General features: G+C 56.3%; 15 protein-coding genes and 1 tRNA gene. 7 read left to right on the forward strand and 9 right to left on the reverse strand.

Features of this window, described 5'->3' with window-relative positions:
* Position 1: 1 nt before the first annotated feature.
* The 8 genes from HGT1_RS16690 to HGT1_RS16725 all read right to left on the reverse strand — a co-directional run bounded on the left by HGT1_RS16690 (position 2) and on the right by HGT1_RS16725 (position 8,336).
* A complete protein-coding gene (locus HGT1_RS16690) occupies positions 2-1,030 on the reverse strand; it encodes a biotin-dependent carboxyltransferase family protein (RefSeq protein ID WP_176251092.1) in 1,029 nt (342 codons plus the stop codon).
* Positions 1,027-1,764, reverse strand: a complete 738-nt coding sequence (locus HGT1_RS16695; protein ID WP_176251093.1) for an allophanate hydrolase subunit 1 — start codon at positions 1,762-1,764, stop codon at positions 1,027-1,029. The genes HGT1_RS16690 and HGT1_RS16695 overlap by 4 nt, the downstream gene beginning before the upstream one ends.
* On the reverse strand, positions 1,761-3,071 hold the full coding sequence (locus HGT1_RS16700) for a TRAP transporter large permease (RefSeq protein WP_176251094.1): 1,311 nt from the start codon (positions 3,069-3,071) through the stop codon (positions 1,761-1,763). Before HGT1_RS16700 ends, HGT1_RS16695 begins: the two co-directional genes overlap by 4 nt.
* A 4-nt stretch (positions 3,072-3,075) precedes the next feature.
* Positions 3,076-3,600: a TRAP transporter small permease gene (locus tag HGT1_RS16705; RefSeq protein ID WP_176251095.1), complete on the reverse strand. Its 525-nt coding sequence runs from the start codon at positions 3,598-3,600 to the stop codon at positions 3,076-3,078.
* Between the two features lie 62 nt (positions 3,601-3,662).
* On the reverse strand, positions 3,663-4,652 hold the full coding sequence (locus HGT1_RS16710) for a TRAP transporter substrate-binding protein (protein ID WP_176251096.1): 990 nt from the start codon (positions 4,650-4,652) through the stop codon (positions 3,663-3,665).
* Between the two features lie 30 nt (positions 4,653-4,682).
* Positions 4,683-5,927, reverse strand: coding sequence for an FAD-binding oxidoreductase (locus HGT1_RS16715; RefSeq protein WP_176251097.1), 1,245 nt, complete (start codon positions 5,925-5,927; stop codon positions 4,683-4,685).
* 157 nt (positions 5,928-6,084) lie between these two features.
* On the reverse strand, positions 6,085-7,302 hold the full coding sequence (locus tag HGT1_RS16720) for a winged helix-turn-helix domain-containing protein (protein WP_176251098.1): 1,218 nt from the start codon (positions 7,300-7,302) through the stop codon (positions 6,085-6,087).
* Complete coding sequence (locus tag HGT1_RS16725) at positions 7,302-8,336, reverse strand: LacI family DNA-binding transcriptional regulator (RefSeq protein ID WP_176251099.1); 1,035 nt, start codon at positions 8,334-8,336, stop codon at positions 7,302-7,304. Before HGT1_RS16725 ends, HGT1_RS16720 begins: the two co-directional genes overlap by 1 nt.
* Before the next feature lie 146 nt (positions 8,337-8,482).
* Between HGT1_RS16725 and HGT1_RS16730 the strand changes: the two genes are divergently transcribed.
* From HGT1_RS16730 to mauJ, 5 genes are all read left to right on the forward strand, one after another.
* A tRNA-Arg gene (locus HGT1_RS16730) sits at positions 8,483-8,559 on the forward strand.
* 155 nt (positions 8,560-8,714) lie between these two features.
* Positions 8,715-9,569: a hypothetical protein gene (locus HGT1_RS16735; protein WP_176251100.1), complete on the forward strand. Its 855-nt coding sequence runs from the start codon at positions 8,715-8,717 to the stop codon at positions 9,567-9,569.
* Complete coding sequence (mobC, locus tag HGT1_RS18385; RefSeq protein WP_255200249.1) at positions 9,566-10,039, forward strand: plasmid mobilization relaxosome protein MobC; 474 nt, start codon at positions 9,566-9,568, stop codon at positions 10,037-10,039. The genes HGT1_RS16735 and mobC overlap by 4 nt, the downstream gene beginning before the upstream one ends.
* Positions 10,033-11,556, forward strand: a complete 1,524-nt coding sequence (locus HGT1_RS16745) for a relaxase/mobilization nuclease domain-containing protein (protein WP_176251101.1) — start codon at positions 10,033-10,035, stop codon at positions 11,554-11,556. The genes mobC and HGT1_RS16745 overlap by 7 nt, the downstream gene beginning before the upstream one ends.
* Positions 11,557-11,699: 143 nt before the next feature.
* Positions 11,700-13,133, forward strand: a complete 1,434-nt coding sequence (mauJ, locus tag HGT1_RS16750; RefSeq protein ID WP_176251102.1) for a methylamine utilization protein MauJ — start codon at positions 11,700-11,702, stop codon at positions 13,131-13,133.
* Between the two features lie 120 nt (positions 13,134-13,253).
* Here mauJ and HGT1_RS18390 read toward each other — a convergent pair whose 3' ends face one another.
* Positions 13,254-13,736 (reverse strand): HigA family addiction module antitoxin, encoded by a 483-nt coding sequence (locus HGT1_RS18390; protein WP_255200250.1) that lies wholly within the window; start codon positions 13,734-13,736, stop codon positions 13,254-13,256.
* 181 nt (positions 13,737-13,917) lie between these two features.
* Between HGT1_RS18390 and HGT1_RS16765 the strand changes: the two genes are divergently transcribed.
* Both HGT1_RS16765 and HGT1_RS16770 read left to right on the forward strand, forming a co-directional pair.
* The gene (locus tag HGT1_RS16765) at positions 13,918-15,600 is read left to right on the forward strand and encodes an AAA family ATPase (protein WP_176251103.1); all 1,683 of its coding nucleotides are present in this window, start codon (positions 13,918-13,920) and stop codon (positions 15,598-15,600) included.
* A gap of 52 nt (positions 15,601-15,652) precedes the next feature.
* A complete protein-coding gene (locus HGT1_RS16770) occupies positions 15,653-16,429 on the forward strand; it encodes a hypothetical protein (protein WP_176251104.1) in 777 nt (258 codons plus the stop codon).
* Positions 16,430-16,444: the final 15 nt, after the last annotated feature.

Raw genomic sequence — 16,444 nt, forward strand, 5'->3', positions numbered from 1 at the left:
GTCATGTGTCCTTTTCAAACGGGTTGTCCGTGGCCGAGGTCATCCCCCCGACCAGTTGGTAGGAAAGCAGGTTCTTGATGGTTGCAGGGTCACGGATCAGCGCGGTCAACTGCCCCGGCAACGCCTTGATGTCGCGGCGGTGCTGGGTTTCTAGCAAGATGGCCTGTTCAAGCGTGACGAATTCGAACGTGATCTTGGTGCCTGCCGGTGCTTGCGCCACGCGCGGCAGATCGCGGGGGATCACGGTGCCGATGCGGGGATAACCGCCCGTGGTTTGCGATTCACCCATCAGCACAAAAGGCGCGCCATCGCCGGTGATCTGGATATCGCCCGGCACGATGACTTCGGACAGGATGGTCAGCCCGCCTTCGGCATGAAAGCCTGCGCCGTCGTGATCCATGCGCACGCCCATGCGGTTGGCACGCGGGTCGCGGGCGAATTGCGTCGCGGTAAAGCGGTCGCGTTCCTCGGCCGTGAAACGGTCGGTTTGCATGCTGGCGACAACACGCACGACGCCGCCATCAAAGCGCGTGTCGCGCGGCAGTTGCATGCCCGTGGCACGGCCTTTGTCTGGGCCGATCGGAAAGCTGTCGCCGGATTTCAGCGCGGCACCCAGACCGGCGCTCAGATGGCTGGCACGCGCGCCCAACAAGGGCTCTGTCGCGATGCCGCCGCCGATGTGCAGATAGCCGTAGGTGCCGGTTGTCGCCCCGCCAATGGTCAGCCTGGCCCCGGCGGGCAGCAGGTGGCTGGCGTTCCAGACGATGGCTTCGCCGTCGATATTGGCGGCCATGCTGGCCCCGGTGAGGGCAATGCGAATATCGGCGTCAGCGGTAAAGGTGCCACCGGTGCCTGTCATCTCGATCGCGGCCAGATCGGGGGACTGGCCCAGCAATGCCGCGCCTTCGTAAAGCGCCACCAGATCGGCAGCACCGCCCTTGGTCAGCCCTTGGGCCAACCAGCCCGCGCGGCCACGGTCCTGAATCGTCAACGCCGGGCCGGCCTGCACAATGGTAAGGGTTGTGGTCATGACAGCACCTCGGTCTCTGCACCGCCCGCACCGGATGTGTCGGTGGCCACGATCGTGTCAAATGCACTGCGCGAAACGGATGGAAAACACAGCTCGTCCCCCGGAGACAGCGAAAACGGGCTATCGCTGTGCGGCCGGAATGTCTTGAACGCGGTCTGGCCGATGTGCCGCCATCCGGTGGGTGAGGCGTTGGTAAAGATGATCAACTGGCGGATCGCAACGATCAAGGCCCCCGCTGGCACCGATTTCGTCAACGCCTGCTGGCGCGGGATATCCCAGTTCTCCGGCAGCTCGCCCATATAGGGCTGTCCGGGGGCAAAACCGATGGTCAGCACGCGCACCCGCGCCTGTGAAAGCTGCGAAATCGCGGCATCGGGATCAAGCCCGGCCAGTCCGGCGGCTTCCTCAAGCTGGGGGGCCAGATCGGTGCCATACACCGTCGGGATGTGCCACAGCGTGCGGCCCGAAGGCAAAGGGGCTGTGTACCAGTCTTGGGTGTCCAGAAGATCATGCAGCCGTGTTAGCATCGCGTCCAATGGCTGGGTCACCAGATCGACCTGCAAAAAGGTCGACACCAGCGATGTGCTTGTCTCGGACACTTCGGGCCAATCCGCAGCGTCGATGGCGGCGCGAAACGACAAGGCGGCGCGATTTGCGGGCTCTGACATGGTGTCGGCAAAGCTGATCAGAATACCGTTAAGGCCGACAGTCTGTATCTTGGGGAACTGGTTCATGACGGGCCTTGTCTGATATTGTCTGGCAACCATGTGGCAATATCAGGGAAAAAGATCAACACGAACACCATCACCACCATAATCGCGAACATCGGCAATGCAGCCTTGGTGATATAGCCCATTTCGTGATCGGTCATGCCTTGTAGCACGAACAGGTTGAACCCGATGGGCGGGGTGATTTGTGCCATCTCGACGACAACCACGACGAAGATGCCGAACCAGATCAGGTCGATCCCTGCATCGCGCACCATGGGTTCGACCACGGCCATTGTCAGCACAACCGACGAAATCCCGTCCAGAAACATGCCCAGCACGATATAGAACACCAGCAGAGCCATCAGCAGTTCGAACCGCGACAGTTCCCAGGATGCGATGCCGTCGGCCAAGGCGCGCGGCAAGCCGGTAAACCCCATCGACAGCTTCAGAAACGCGGCCCCCGCGAGGATCAGCGCGATCATCGCCGAGGTACGCATCGCGCCCATCAGGCTTTGCTGGAAACTTTCCCAATTCAGCGACCTTTGCAAAAGCGCCAGCATCAGCGCGCCGATCACACCAATCGCGGCGGCTTCGGTCGCGGTGGCGAAACCCAGATACATCGACCCGATCACAACCGAGATCAGCGCAAATACCGGCAGCAAGAACCGCGAATTGCGCAGCTTGTCGGCGAAACTCATGTCGCGTTCAACCGTGGGGTTCCAGTCTTTGGAGGTGAGCGAGACAAACGCCACATAGGCCATGAACATCACCGCCAGAAACAGGCCGGGCAACACGCCCGCAAAGAACAGTTTGGTGATGCTTTCGTTGACGGTCACGCCATAGACGATCAGCGCCAGCGATGGCGGAATCATCAGGCCAAGGGTGGCGGCACCGGCCAGCGTGCCGATGATCATCTTTTCAGGGTAATTCCGCGCCCGCAGTTCGGGGATCGACATCTTGCCCACGGTGGTCAGTGTCGCGGCAGAAGATCCGGACACAGCCGCAAAGACGGTGCAGCCGACGATATTGGTATGGACCAGCCCGCCCGGCAGTTTGGCCAGCCAGGGCGACAGGCCTTTGAACATGTCCTCCGACAGGCGGGTTCTGAACAATATCTCGCCCATCCAGATGAAAAGCGGCAGGGCGGTCAGGGTCCATGAACTGGAACTGGCCCAGATCGTCGTGACCATCGCGTCGCCGACGGGGCGGGTGGTGAACAGCTCCATCCCGACCCAGGCAACCCCCATCAGGGCAAGGCCGACCCAGACGCCGGTGCCAAGCAGGAAGAAAAGAACGACGAGAAAGAGGACGATTGCGTAAAGTTCAGTCATCGCATCATTCCCCAAAACTTTGATCGACAAGATCGCGGGTCAGGCGGTGTTCGCCTTTTACGATCAGGTTCAGCAGATTGTCGGTCAGGGCAATGGCAAGGATCGCCCCCCCGATCACCATCACCGATTGCGGAATCCACAAGGCAGTGGCGTCTTGGGCCTGACTGACCTCGTTGAATTTCCACGACCAGTAGACGAACCAATAGGCGTAATAGGTGAAATACCACGCAATCGCCGCAGCCAGTCCGAAACACCAGATATCCAGCAGCCGTTTGGGGCCGTCAGGCAGCGCGTTCAGCAAGATCGACACACGGATATGCGACCCGCGGTTCAGCGCATTGGCAAAGGCCAGAAAACTGGCACCGGCCATGGCATAGCCAGCATAGCTTGCGGCACCGGGGAAAACTTCGCCGGTCCAGCGGGCAACCATTTGCACCACGATCAGCAACAGGATCGCGACCAGACAGATGGCAGCCAAAGCCCCGGAACCGAGGTAGAGGGCATCAAGCGATTTGCGCAGGGTTTTCATGTGGAAATCTCCGTTCGGCAAAATAGAAAGGCGGCCCGTTTGAAGGGGCCGCCGGGGGATGCTTATTGCATCGATTTGTAGCCTTCGACGATGGCCTTGCCGTCGTCACCAGCCGATTCCAGCCATTCGGATGTCATGGTGTCCCCCACGGCGCGCAGGCCGGTCATCAGCTCTTCGCTTGCGGGTTCAACCTTCATGCCGCCATCGCGCAGACCGTCATAGGTGAACTGCGTATAGTCTTTGGAGGCTTGCAAACCGCGAGCTTCAGCTTCGGTTGCGCAGGTGGTGATGATGCCCTTGTTGGCGTCGGACACATTGGACCAGACATCGTTGTTCACCATGACATAGTTACGCGGCAGCCAGGCGTCGACTTCGTAGAAGTTGGTCAGGCTTTCCCAGACCTTCTGGTCATAGCCGGTCGCACCGCTTGAGATCATCGATTCCGCAACGCCCGTGGCAAATGCCTGGCTAAGTTCGGCAGCTTCGATTGTGACGGGCAACATGCCTGTCAGTTCGGCCAAACGGCTGGTGGCGTTGTTGTACGAACGGAATTTGACGCCCTTCATGTCTTCGACGCTGTTCACGTCTTTCTTGAAGTACAGACCCTGGGGCGGCCATGGCACGTTATACAGCAGTGTCAGGTTCTGTTCGGCCAGCAGCTCTTCGATCTTGGGCTTGGCGGCTTTCCACAGCTTGTCGGAATCGTCGAAAGACGGCGCAAGAAACGGGATCGAATCAAAGCCGAACAGCGCATTTTCGTTCTGGTGACCGGACAGCAGGCGTTCGCCCAATTGCACCTGACCCGTCTGGATGGCACGCTTGATGTCCGCGCCCGCGATCAGCGACCCGCCGGGATGAACGGTAATCTCGATCTCTCCGGCCGTGCCGTCGGTCACGCATTTGGCAAAGGTCATGCCGTTTTCGGAATGGAAGTTCGACGCGGAATAGGCCATCGGCATATCCCATTTTTCGGCGGCCAGTGCGGGCAGCGCGCTTGTCATGGCAATCGCAGCAGTCGCGACGCCTGTCATCAGTTTGTTGGTCAGTTTCATGTCTCTCTCCTTGTTGGTGGTTTTGATGGTTCAAACATTGCCGAACCGTTGTGGGTGATAGGGTTTCATGTCGGTATTGCCGGGTTGATCCATGATCATGCCTGCAATCAGACGGCCGGTTTTCGGCCCGCCGGTCAGCCCGATATGGTGGTGACCAAAGGCGGTATAGAACCGGCTGGTGCCAACCTGCCCGATCAGGGGCAGGCTGTCGGTGGGGGCGGGCCTGTGCCCCAGCCATTCGATTTCATTGGCGGCTTTCAGGTTCGGAAACGCCGCTTTCGCCTGACGGCGCAGCAAGGCAAGCGGTGCTTTCGAGGGGCCAGCCTCCAGCCCGCCGAACTCGAGGATACCCGCGCAACGTACACCCTGCGCCATCGGGGTGGCCACGAACTTGCCGCTTGCGATCATGATGGGGCGGCTTGGTCCGCCGGTCGCGTCCTCGAATATCACGTGATAGCCGCGTTCGGATTCAAGCGGCACGTTCAGCCCCAGCTTGGCCATCAGCGGCTTTGACCACACCCCTGTCGCCAGCACGATATCATCGCAGGCGACGGTCCCTTGGGTGGTTTGCACGGCGGTCACAGTGCCACCTGTCAGGTCGAAATCCTTGACCTCGGCTTGCATCACCTTGCCGCCCGCCTGTTCAAAGGCATGTGCCAAAGCGGCGACATAGCCCCCCGGATCGCGGATGAAGCCGTGATCCTTGAGCGTGGCCAAACAGTTGATTTCAGACCCTAATGCGGGCTCATAGTCGCGCACCCCCGCGCCTTCGATCAACTGGGGGGAAAATCCGGCCTGCGCGCGCAGCGCCCATGTATAGGCTTCGGCGTCAAAGTCGGCGCGCTGGCGATAGGCAAAGACATAGTCGCTGTCGGTCACCCAATCGGACAGGCCCAAATCGGCGGTCAGGCTTTTATGTTGCTCAACGCTGTCGCTGACAATCGGTGCAAGGGCCGCCGAAATGCGACGCGTGTCGGCATCATTGGCATAGCCCATGTATTTCACCAACCACGGCAGCAGGCGCGGCAGATAGGACAGACGCAGGTACAGCGGCACATCATGGTCCAGCAGCATGAACGGTGCCTTGCGCAGCAACCCCGGGCCGGTAACCGGTGCAACCCCCGATGCCGCCAACACGCCAGCATTGCCATGCGACGTGCCTGTACCAGGGCTGGCGCGGTCAATAATCGTGACCTGCGCACCGGCACGCCGGAGCCAGATCGCCGTGGAAACGCCGACAATGCCCGCACCGATGACAACGACATGCCGCGTCATATGCCAAGCCTCGCCCGTCGGGATGTGAGTTTACGCATGGTCATGATTCCTTTGCGATCAATCTGGCAGAGAAATGCAATACGTCAACAAAATGTTTACAAATTGCCATCGTTAGAAAAACCGAGCGTCCGACCTGCCAAAAATTTTCGCAATATGTTTAAGGAATGGGTGTCCGCAGCCAACCGTCGTCAAAGCTGATCTGGGATACGCCCGCCAGCTTGGTCAACCGCGCCAACTCCGCCTCGAACGCGCTTTGCTTGCCTTTGCCCCACCGTGTGCCCGGCTCTGGCCAAAGCGCACGCACCACCAAAGTATCACGGTCGCGAAACGCCTTCATGTCCACGCGGGCAATAATGCTGTCGCCTTGCAGGATCGGAAAAACATAATAGCCATAGGTCCGCTTGGCCTCGGGGACGAACATCTCCACCCTGTAGTTAAAGCCAAACAATCGTTCCGCCCTTTTGCGGTCGCGCAAAGCCGGATCAAAGGGGCTGAGCACGCGCAACCGTGGTGACGGTTCGATCTGCAGCGCGGGATCATTTGCGATGTCAGGACGGGCGAAGGCACCACGGGTCTCGCCATTGGCGCAGGTCACCATGATCGGCTGCAAGCGTCCATCTGCCAGTTCACGGGCCACCCAGTCTTTGGCCTCGGCGGGGCCAATGTGATCCCAGAACGCGGCCAGTTCGGTGTGGGTGGCAAAGCCCAGCCGTTCCAACGCGCCGTTGCAGCACCAGTCGATCGTCGCTGTTTCATCCGGCGCGGCAGTCGGGTCACTCAAATGTGCCTCAAGCACCCTTTCGGTCAGGTCATAGCGTTTCTGGAACCCGTCGCGCCCGACCACATGCAATGCCCCGGTCCGCCAAAGGTACTCCAACGCGGTTTTGGAAGGGTGCCAATCCCACCAGCCACTGTTGGACCGCTTTTCATCCTTGCCCACATCGGCAGAACAGACAGGGCCCTGTTCACGGATCTGGTCCAAAAGCTTATCGAACTGTGATTCAAAGTCGTGCTTGTGCCAGTTGCGATAGCGCTTGCGCAGGGTTTCAGCATCACGCTGGCGGCGCATTTCCCAATAGGGATAATACGCCATCGGGATCACGGCAGCATCATGGGTCCAATGTTCAAAAAGCGCACCATCGTTTTCATAAAGCCGCTTGAGCCCCTCGGGGCGGTATCGGGGCTTGCGGGAAAACAGGATCAGATCATGGGCCCGCGCAACCGTGTTGATGCTGTCCAGCTGGACAAAGCCCAAGCCCTGAATGACCTGCAACAGCGCGTCGCCTTTTGCCTCACCCTGCGGTGCATCACTTAGCAAATGACGGTGCAGGAACAGACGCCGAGCGTCTTGATTGCTCAGCGTGAGGGTGTTCATCAGCTACGCTTGCGACGCAATGTATCCCCCAATGACAGGGTTGGCGTCATCGTGACATGGGTTTGCAAATCGGGGTCGGGTTCGTCCAGCGTATCATTCAGAATGATCTTTGCCGCAGCACGGCCGATTTCGGCGCGACACGCATCCATCGTGGCCAACTGCCGTGGCAGGCCTTGCAACAGCTCAACGTTATTGAAACCCGCCAGCCCGATCTGGCCCGGAATATCAATGCCCTGATCGATAAGATACAACAGGCCTCCGGCACCGATCATGTCATTTGAATAATACAGAAAATCCAGATCGGGCGACCTTTCCAGCATCTCTTGGGTCATCTCGCGGCCTTTGGCGAGGGCCGATCCACCGGAATAAAACGCACGGTCCTCTATCTCGATACCGGCCTTGGCCAAGCCTTCGGTGAACCCTTCGAACCGTTTGCGGGCGCGGTGGTCCAGCGGCATCTTGGTACCCATGAACCCGATATGCTCGTACCCCTCTTTCAGGATCGCCTTGGCCATTTCCTGACCGGCACGGCGGTGCGAGATCCCCACGACAGCATCAATCGGGCGACCGTCGACATCCATGATCTCGACCACGGGAATGCCTGCGTTCTTCAGCATGGCACGGGTGGCATCCGAATGTTCCAGCCCCGCGATGATCACACCCGACGGCCGCCAGGACAGCATTTCGTACAAAACCCGCTCTTCCTTCTCGGGCATGTAATCGGTGACACCAACCACAGGCTGAAGCGGCGTATCCTCAAGCACCTGATTGATGCCGTTCAGAACCTCGGGGAAAACCATATTCGACAGGGACGGGATAATGACGGCAACAAGGTTCACCCGTTGCGACGCCAGCGATCCTGCGATCTGGTTGGGCACATAGCCCAACTCCTTGGCGGCGGCCAGAACCCGAAGGCGCGTCGCCTCAGACACATCGCCACGTTTGCGCAGCACGCGGCTGACCGTCATTTCAGACACACCACAGGCGTCAGATACATCACGAAGCGTTAACGGGCGTTTTGGGGTCTGTGACAAAGGCAATATCCTGCTGTTCAACCAGTGTCTCACGCTAACGTAGATTATGAGCGAGGCGCAAGGCGTCACAAGGTCGGATGCCGAAACCGGCATTCAGATTTTTGCGGGTGACGCCCCCTCGCCAGCTTGCTAAAGCTGTCCGTGGCGGTCCCGTGGCTCAACTGGATAGAGCAGCCCCCTCCTAAGGGGCAGGTTGCAGGTTCGAATCCTGCCGGGGTCACCACAAACACCTATAAAATATGACTTATTTACAGGGCTTTGCGCAGAAGCTTGCAGAAAATCCCGTGAGCTTTCGCATCGAATTCTGCTGAAATGGTGGAATTCTCGTACAAAACCTGTACAAAATTCGCACGTCTTTGCGCACTTGGGGGCCTTCCAATGAGCTGGCGGGTTGCGAATACATGCGCGGAACGGAAGTTCGGCAGTGCAACGCGCAAGCAGATCATCATGTTCTTGGCCGACAAGGCGAGTGATGACGGTTCGGGCATCTGGTGTTCGAAGGGTACAATCCAGCGGCATACCGAGCTGGGAGAGACCACCGTCAAGCGAACTGTGCGCGCGTTCCTGAAGGAAGGCATCCTCGTCGAGACCGGCGCACGCACCTGCAAGAATGGTTTCACCGTCGTCTACCGGATCGATCTGGCTATGGTTGAGACGCTGGAACCGACCGCAGAACCCGAGATTGAGACGGGGTCCACAGTGGCCCCCGTCCAGTCTGGCCCTGGTACGGGGGCCACTGTGGCCGGGGTACCGGGGCCACCACGGCCCCCAAACCATCCTAAAACCATCCATAAACCACCTACGCGCAAGCGCGAGGCGGCGGCGGATGAAGAAATTGAGAAGATTTTGTCGGCATATCCACCGGACCGGCTACGCGGTAAAGCGGCCTGCCTCGCCCAGATCGAAGAGGCCATGAAAGAAGGGATCTTGCCGGAGGACTTGCGGCAGGCGGTCCAAGCCTACGCGACCGACAGTGCAGGTTTCACCCGCTCCAAGGTCTGCTTTTCCGACAATTGGTTCCAATCGCGGCGCTGGCTGGTTTACGTCGAGAAGCAAGCTGAAGACCGAGAAAAGACAGCAACGCTGCGAGCCGATCACCATACGCGGCTGGCTTTTTGGATCAATGATCGCAGCCCGATGTGCAAACACATCACGGGCACCCAAGTCACGGCTTTGCTGGCATCGAAGATGGTGACAGAGGTCCAAATCCAAGCCGCAGGCCTCAGATCATGACCGCAACCGATCCCACCGAAGAGCAAACAGCAAGGCGACCCATGTCATACGCTGGCGCTGCTGACACGGGACCTTGCGAGGGGCGGCAAGCCTCCCCTTCGAACCCCACCGGCGCGGGAAAAGCCCGCACCAAAGAGCCGCTGACCGAGACTTTCGTCTTTCGGTGCAGCGCCACAGAGAAGGCCCAGTTGCGCGCCAAGGCCGAGGCCGCTGGCTTGCCTGCCGCGACCCTGCTCCGCGAGGCTCTGGGCCTCACCGAAGCCCGTCGCCGGAAGCCCATCCCCCGCGTTGATCCGGCGCTAGTGCTGGCCGTCGGGCGGATTGGCGGCAACCTCAACCAGATCGCTCGCTGGCTGAACCGCGCGATGCTTTCGGGGCGCGTTGATCTTGACGCGCTTACCGTTGCCCGCCGCCTGCTGACCATCGAGCGCCAGCTTGCCCAGATCATCGAAGCCGCCCGCCGATGCTGATCAAGTTCTTCCGCAACGGCAAAGGCGCGGGCGCGGGGCCAGTCGGCTACCTCGTCGCGGACAAGGTACTGGCCTATGAAGACAACCGCGACCTTATCCGAGACGCAGACGGCCAAGCCATGATGGTCACTCGCGAGCCTTTGCCCGAAGTCCTGCGTGGCAATCCAGACCGTACCGAAGCCTTGATCGACGCCAGCCGCCATCAATGGACCTACCGCGCGGGCGTGATCAGCTTTGCTGCCACAGACGCGCCGACCGAGGAGCAGCAGGCCGAGGTCATGGACGGGTTCGAGCGTCTGGCCTTCGCGGGGCTGGACCCGACGCAATATGACATGCTCTGGGTCCGACATACCCACGAAGACCGGGTCGAGCTCCACTTCTGTACACCGCGCTTGGAGCTGACCTCGGGACGCAGCCTGAACATCGCGCCGCCCGGCTATGAGAAGGCCTTCGACAGCCTGCGTGACGTGATGAACCAACGCCACGGATGGGCTGACCCGATGGAGTTGGAGCGCGTCCAAGAGGTCCGCGACACCATCGAGACCTCGACTCGTGCCCAAGGCCGCGACGAGCTGCATGCATGGCTGCAAGACCAGATCAGCGTTGGCCTAATCACCGACCGCGCCAGCATGCTCGACGCCTTGACCGATGCGGGCTTCGACATTCCGCGCACAGGCAAAGCCTACCTTACCGCCCAAGACCCAGAGACCGGCGAGCGCTGGCGTTTGAAAGGAGAGATTTTCCATGAAGACTGGCAAGCCGACCCGGCTGAGCGAGAAGTTGAACGCGGAACTGGACACGATCCGGCAGGATTACGCCGCCTCGATGGCATCTCAGTTGGAGAGCTTCAGGACCGATTTGAACAACATTGCGACCAACGCGCATCGTACAATCGAGAGCGATACCCGCACCTTTCTGCGACAGAACAAGAGCTGGCTGACGATCTCGCCCTGGCTGATCACGGGAACGTTCTTGGTAGGGATCGTCTCGATGATGACCGCGAGCTTGCTTTGGACGTTGATGCTGGCGAGCTCAGAGATGACGGACTTGGGTCTGACGCGGATCGACAGGGAGGACGGGACATGGCTGGTGCTGAACCCGACCAAGACGCGCCTGAGGACCTGCACGCTGGGCGGCAGATCAGTGACCTGCATCAAGATCAAGGAGGATTAGATGACGACACCCCTGACAGCCTTGGAACGCGACTTGCTCGCCTGCGTCGAGCGGTTGGTGACGGCCTGCGAGGTCTCAGCGCAGGAATTGAGCGGGTTAGAGGCACGCTCGACGACCAAGATGCAGAGCCAGCTGGATGGTATCGCACAATGCGTGACGCTGCTGGTGCGTTCGCAAGCCGTATCAATGAAAGCATTGCGTGGATTATTGAACGAGGAAGCGAGCTACGCGACGCTGGACGAACAATTGAGCATGAGCTTGAGATTAGCGAAGGACGCCGAAGAGAGGCTGAGACAGAGTTAGAAGCGCGGGAGGTCGAGATGGACCGGGGGCTGACGCATTGAGTTGCTATTTTCTTTCGGAAAAGAATTATCGAGCTAAGACAGGTGAGGTTGGCAGCGAGGGCCGTTGCTGAAGATGGCGACTGATCAGGCTGAGCTTACTGCATCGGGTTGATGACAGATGTACGCGAGTCTAAGGAATATGCATGTATGCCAAGAACCTTTCGCTTCTTCTTCATCGCGAGCTTTCCGAGCCGCGATCTTTTGACGAAACTCTAACACGATTTCAAAGCCTACGCGGTTATGGACAGCTTCCGCGAGGGCGAGAGAGAGCTGCTCAACGCCTTACCAATGACGAGATCGCCCGTGCAGTTTTGGGCTACGTACCGACGCAGAGCGGCTGGGCTGGGCATGTGGCGTTGATAATGGCTGATCTTCGGCCCGTTGGTGGAGTCTCTGCATCTTTAAGGAAGGCGAGGTCTCTCAGTGATGCGATGGCCGCATTGTTAGATAAAGAGCAAGACCCTAAGGCCTTCGTTTCACTCACGCTTTCCATCGCGCGAATTCCTGGAAACGACGAATATCAAGCAAAACTGATTTTTGAGGAAGACGGACTCCGTAGAACTGCATCTTATGTATCGAAGAACGCGCTAACGCTCGCAGTGCTCGGTGCTGAAAGCACTTTCGATCATGATCGACCGTTGTCATCCAACAGCCGCCAGCTTGTTCTGGATCGAGAGTTTTTTAGCAACCTAAAGCGAGACGTTGACCTTTCTCGTGCTCTGGACAGGCCGCTAAAAACAGATTGGCGCGAGTATGAAACGGAGGAAGAGCGTGAAATTTTTGACAAAAGCCTCGGAGCCCGCAGAGGTTCAAGATTCTTAAATCTTGGCGTCGATACCACCGTCGCATGGCCGAAAGACCCCACGCGGGTCGAGTTTGACGGTCACCACTTCGTCCTATTCCCGAAAACCAAGGAGAACTCACATTCAATCAGCATCGACCTACACCACGAGCGCATCACAGCTGAGGACGCCAGGACACTTCTCAATCGCTTCTTGAGCCTTTTGTCCTGGTGTGATGATCGTCACGCGATCCTTCGAGAGGGTTGGTCGGGGAATCCTGTACCCGTCCCCGTTCCAAGGCGTGACATGGCGTTCTCAACCATGATCTATTGGATGTTTAATCGTTCCATGCCGGATGACGACGCATTGCTCAATTGCCTCTCTTACTACAGGGAAGGTTTAAATGCTGCAGAGGCTGGTATCGCATCGCAAGAAGTGCTGAGCTTTTTCAAAGTTTTTGAATCGGGCTTCAAAGACTCTGGTCGTAGAGAAATTGGACCAAAAACGCAGGAGTGGATAGCATCGGTTTTTGATGAAGCATGCAAGAAAGTTGATCCGAGTTACTTGAAGCAGTTCCACGAGAATAGACAGGGCAAGGCTCTAGCAAAATACGTTTATGAGGATTGTCGTGTAGCAGCCGCGCACGCGTCAAAGAACTTCCCTTCAGATTCAGATATGTCCATCGAAACAAGTAGGCTATCCGTTGCCGCTGAAATCATACGAGCTTTGGCACGACATTACATCCAAATGACATTCAACTTCTCAGAATCGTACTTCTCGGACCAACCAAGATGATAGCCGTCATTCAGTCACCGCCTCCCCTTGGGTACTCAAGGCTCCATGCGGACATGTCACGCTCGAAAGACGCGCCTTTGGTATGAGTAAAGAACGTCGCATCCATATATGATTGCCACATTACGCGGCAACGAGTGGTTCAATGTCAGAAACGTCGATTTCCTTGGCAGCTAACGCCATGTCGTAATTCGTCTGCAAGCTTACCCAATAGACTGCGGTGGTGTTGAAAACACGGGCGAGGCGCAGCGCCGTATCCGGCGTGATCCCGGTAGTTCCTTTGATCAACCGCTCGATGCGCGTCCGAGGCACAGCCAGACGCCGCGCAAATGCGATTGCCCCCAGATCTAGAGGATCAAGGTAAAGCTCTTTCAGGACTTCACCTGGGTGCATTGGTTCTTCAAGCAGGTTCATCAGCGTATCCTCTCGATGGTAATCGACAATCTCGGCATTGGCGGGGCCGTTCGGGGTCCAGACAAAGCAAATGCGCCATTGCCCGTTGATCCGCACGGCATGTTGTCCAGACCGATCACCTTTTAGTTCTTCCAAGTGCTTGCCGAGTGGAAACCGTAAGTCTCCCACAGCAACCGCAGCATCCTGCGCCAAGGCGGACCCTAACCTGTATCGAGCAGCTGCACGGTATCATTTGACGTAGCACGCGCAAAAGCTTCAATTGACAGTAGGATGTCACCACTCCACCCTATATCGAGACCAACGTATCGATCCAATGCACCCAATGGTTTTGTACAACGTGTTGGTCAACAATTTAGTGACACAGTGAGCGCTGATGGCAAACTCTCCAGTTTTTTTTACGAACAAGGATTCGCTTCGTTTAGTGGAAACTGAATTGCGCGCCTATTTTCAGTCGCGACTGACCATAATCGAGATTGGTTCTGATGAAACGTGCGTTGTTCATTTTAAGATACCCAACAGTAAATTGGGTTCCAAATGGTACACCTATGGCCCCCTAAGTATTTGCTTCGTATCAAACAATAGAAGTCAGAGTATGCTCAAATATACTGAAGCACGGCGCATCATAGATGACAGAACTCAGGAAAGTTCTTTCGTTGAGTCCAATTCGAAAGCGCTGGGTTTTTCCTTCGTCACAATGGGGCTCTCGGCGATGGATTACCGTGCGCTGGTCGACCATGTCGGTGTTCAATCTGCGTTGGAGGCCTTGCTATCAGTTCATGACATAATTTCACTAAGAGAGTATCGGCCAAACAGCACAGAAATCAAAAATCATAGAATTAGGAAGAGGATCGTTAAATCCATTGTTCGGTCAACGGAGCAGCTGTTTCTACTGGAAAATGGCATAGAAATAATACGCGAAAACGAACGCGCTGCAATTGATGCCGCACGCCCCGAGTTTGAGTGTAGCTTCCAACTTCAGGATGGAAGACAGTACTTTTACAATTTCAATTTTGGACCAACTGCCGATCTTGGCAGGAGGATTGCGGTTCTTATCGGGAAGAATGGCTCAGGAAAAACGCAGACGTTGCGTCATACTGCACAGCTAGCTTTAGGTGCTCTTACGCGTGGATGGCACGGAAATTTTGCACCAAGTAGAGTTATTGGTTTTTACACCGGGAATAAGGTTTCTAAGGTTTTTCCACCGCAGACTCTTAAGCGCATGGTCTCTGGCTACAAAGTATACAATATGGCTTCTGAAGGAGGAGTCTCATCCTCTGGTCTGATTGATACGTTATTGGGACTCATTGGCTCAAGTCAGAGAATAGCCAACACAACAAGATTTGAAATTTTGATCGATGGCCTGAAGCAGGCTAGAAAGAATTATCCAATTTCAGTCTTTCATGACGATTATGGTCCTATCGACATTTCAAAAATTCGCCTAGTTCGACAGGATCCTACATACATTTCATACAGTTTACGAAGCGGAGACTTGATCGAGGAGGAGTACTCTGAATTTCAGGATTCCATAGACCGTTCAAAGGGGGTTTTTGGCTTAAGGCCAAATGATCTTAGCTCCGGCGAAGAGGCGTACATTCGATTTTGTATTTTTTCTGCCGCACATACAGAAAATGGCTCTTTGTTGTTGCTTGATGAGCCGGAAGTATTTTTACATCCACAGTTCATTGACGCACTAATGGGTTCGCTACATAGGGTCTTGGAACTTACCGGTTCGGTCGCGGTCGTTGCCACTCACTCGGCTTACGTTGTCCGGTGTGTACAGGAAGATATGGTCCACATCATTAAAAGTGACGACTGGCACCACGCTGGCGAGCGGGTCGACGTGCAGAGAACCAGGATGAAAACCTTTGGGGCCGACGTTGGCTTAATCTCTCTATTCGTGTTTGGTGAGGATGAAATGGAGACAACGAAAAATCGGGCGTTGAAATATATTTCGAATCTTGGCCAGAGTGGCGTTGCTCCAGAAGAAGCATTGAAGTCCATAGTTTCCGAAGATCTGATTTCTAAGATAGTAAATAGCAATGAAGAGAATAGATAGACCGCAGGGTAGTGGGTCAGAGAGCCTATGCCACGCGACCAAAAACAAAAGGTTGACGAAAACTTACCCCATCCTTCTCAAATTTGGTCTTCGAGTGGAGAGACTGGCGCGCCACTACCATGCCGCACAGGGAGATCCAAACCTAGTTAGATCGGGGAATATTTCAGCTGAAGAGGAAACGGCGATACTAGCCCTTTACAAAGCGCCACCTCAAGGCATGAGCTACATTGAGGAGTTGCGTAATTCTCTTGCCGGAGAGATCTGCCCGATGTGTGGAGGTTCGAATCCAACAACACTCGACCACTACTTGATGAAGCAAAAATATCCAGAATACGCTTTGTTAACGTATAACCTGGTCCCAGCATGTTCCTGCAACCAAAAGCGCGGAGAACGGCTCTACGATGCTGCCACGCAAGCAAGAATACTGCACCCCTATTACGACGACTTCATGTCTAATCCTTTGATTAAATTAAATTTTAACCCTGGCATAGACGTACCTATTTTTCAGATCGTGTATTTGATGCCAGTGGCTGATCCAAATTTTAGAAATTTGGAATATCACGTCCAGAATGTAATCCTTAGAACCAATTTTCTCACCTTCATTGGTAAGAGGTGGACAAAGGTGAAATTTGCGCCAGACGGAGTGCTTCCTGGTCATTTTAGGCACCGATCGACCCAAGATGAATTCCATCATTATTTATTAGAGCAAAGCGCAGCGCGGTCCGCTGATGAAGGCTGCAATTCTTGGGCATCGATTTTCTTTCGCTCAATTTCGGAGAGAGAGGTCTCCGACTGGCTATTTGAAAATTATGAGGTTCTGGGTCATTGAGCATTGTTGGATGTC

Origin of the sequence: Sulfitobacter sp. HGT1, assembly GCF_013282155.1 — a bacterium.
Taxonomy (GTDB): domain Bacteria; phylum Pseudomonadota; class Alphaproteobacteria; order Rhodobacterales; family Rhodobacteraceae; genus Sulfitobacter.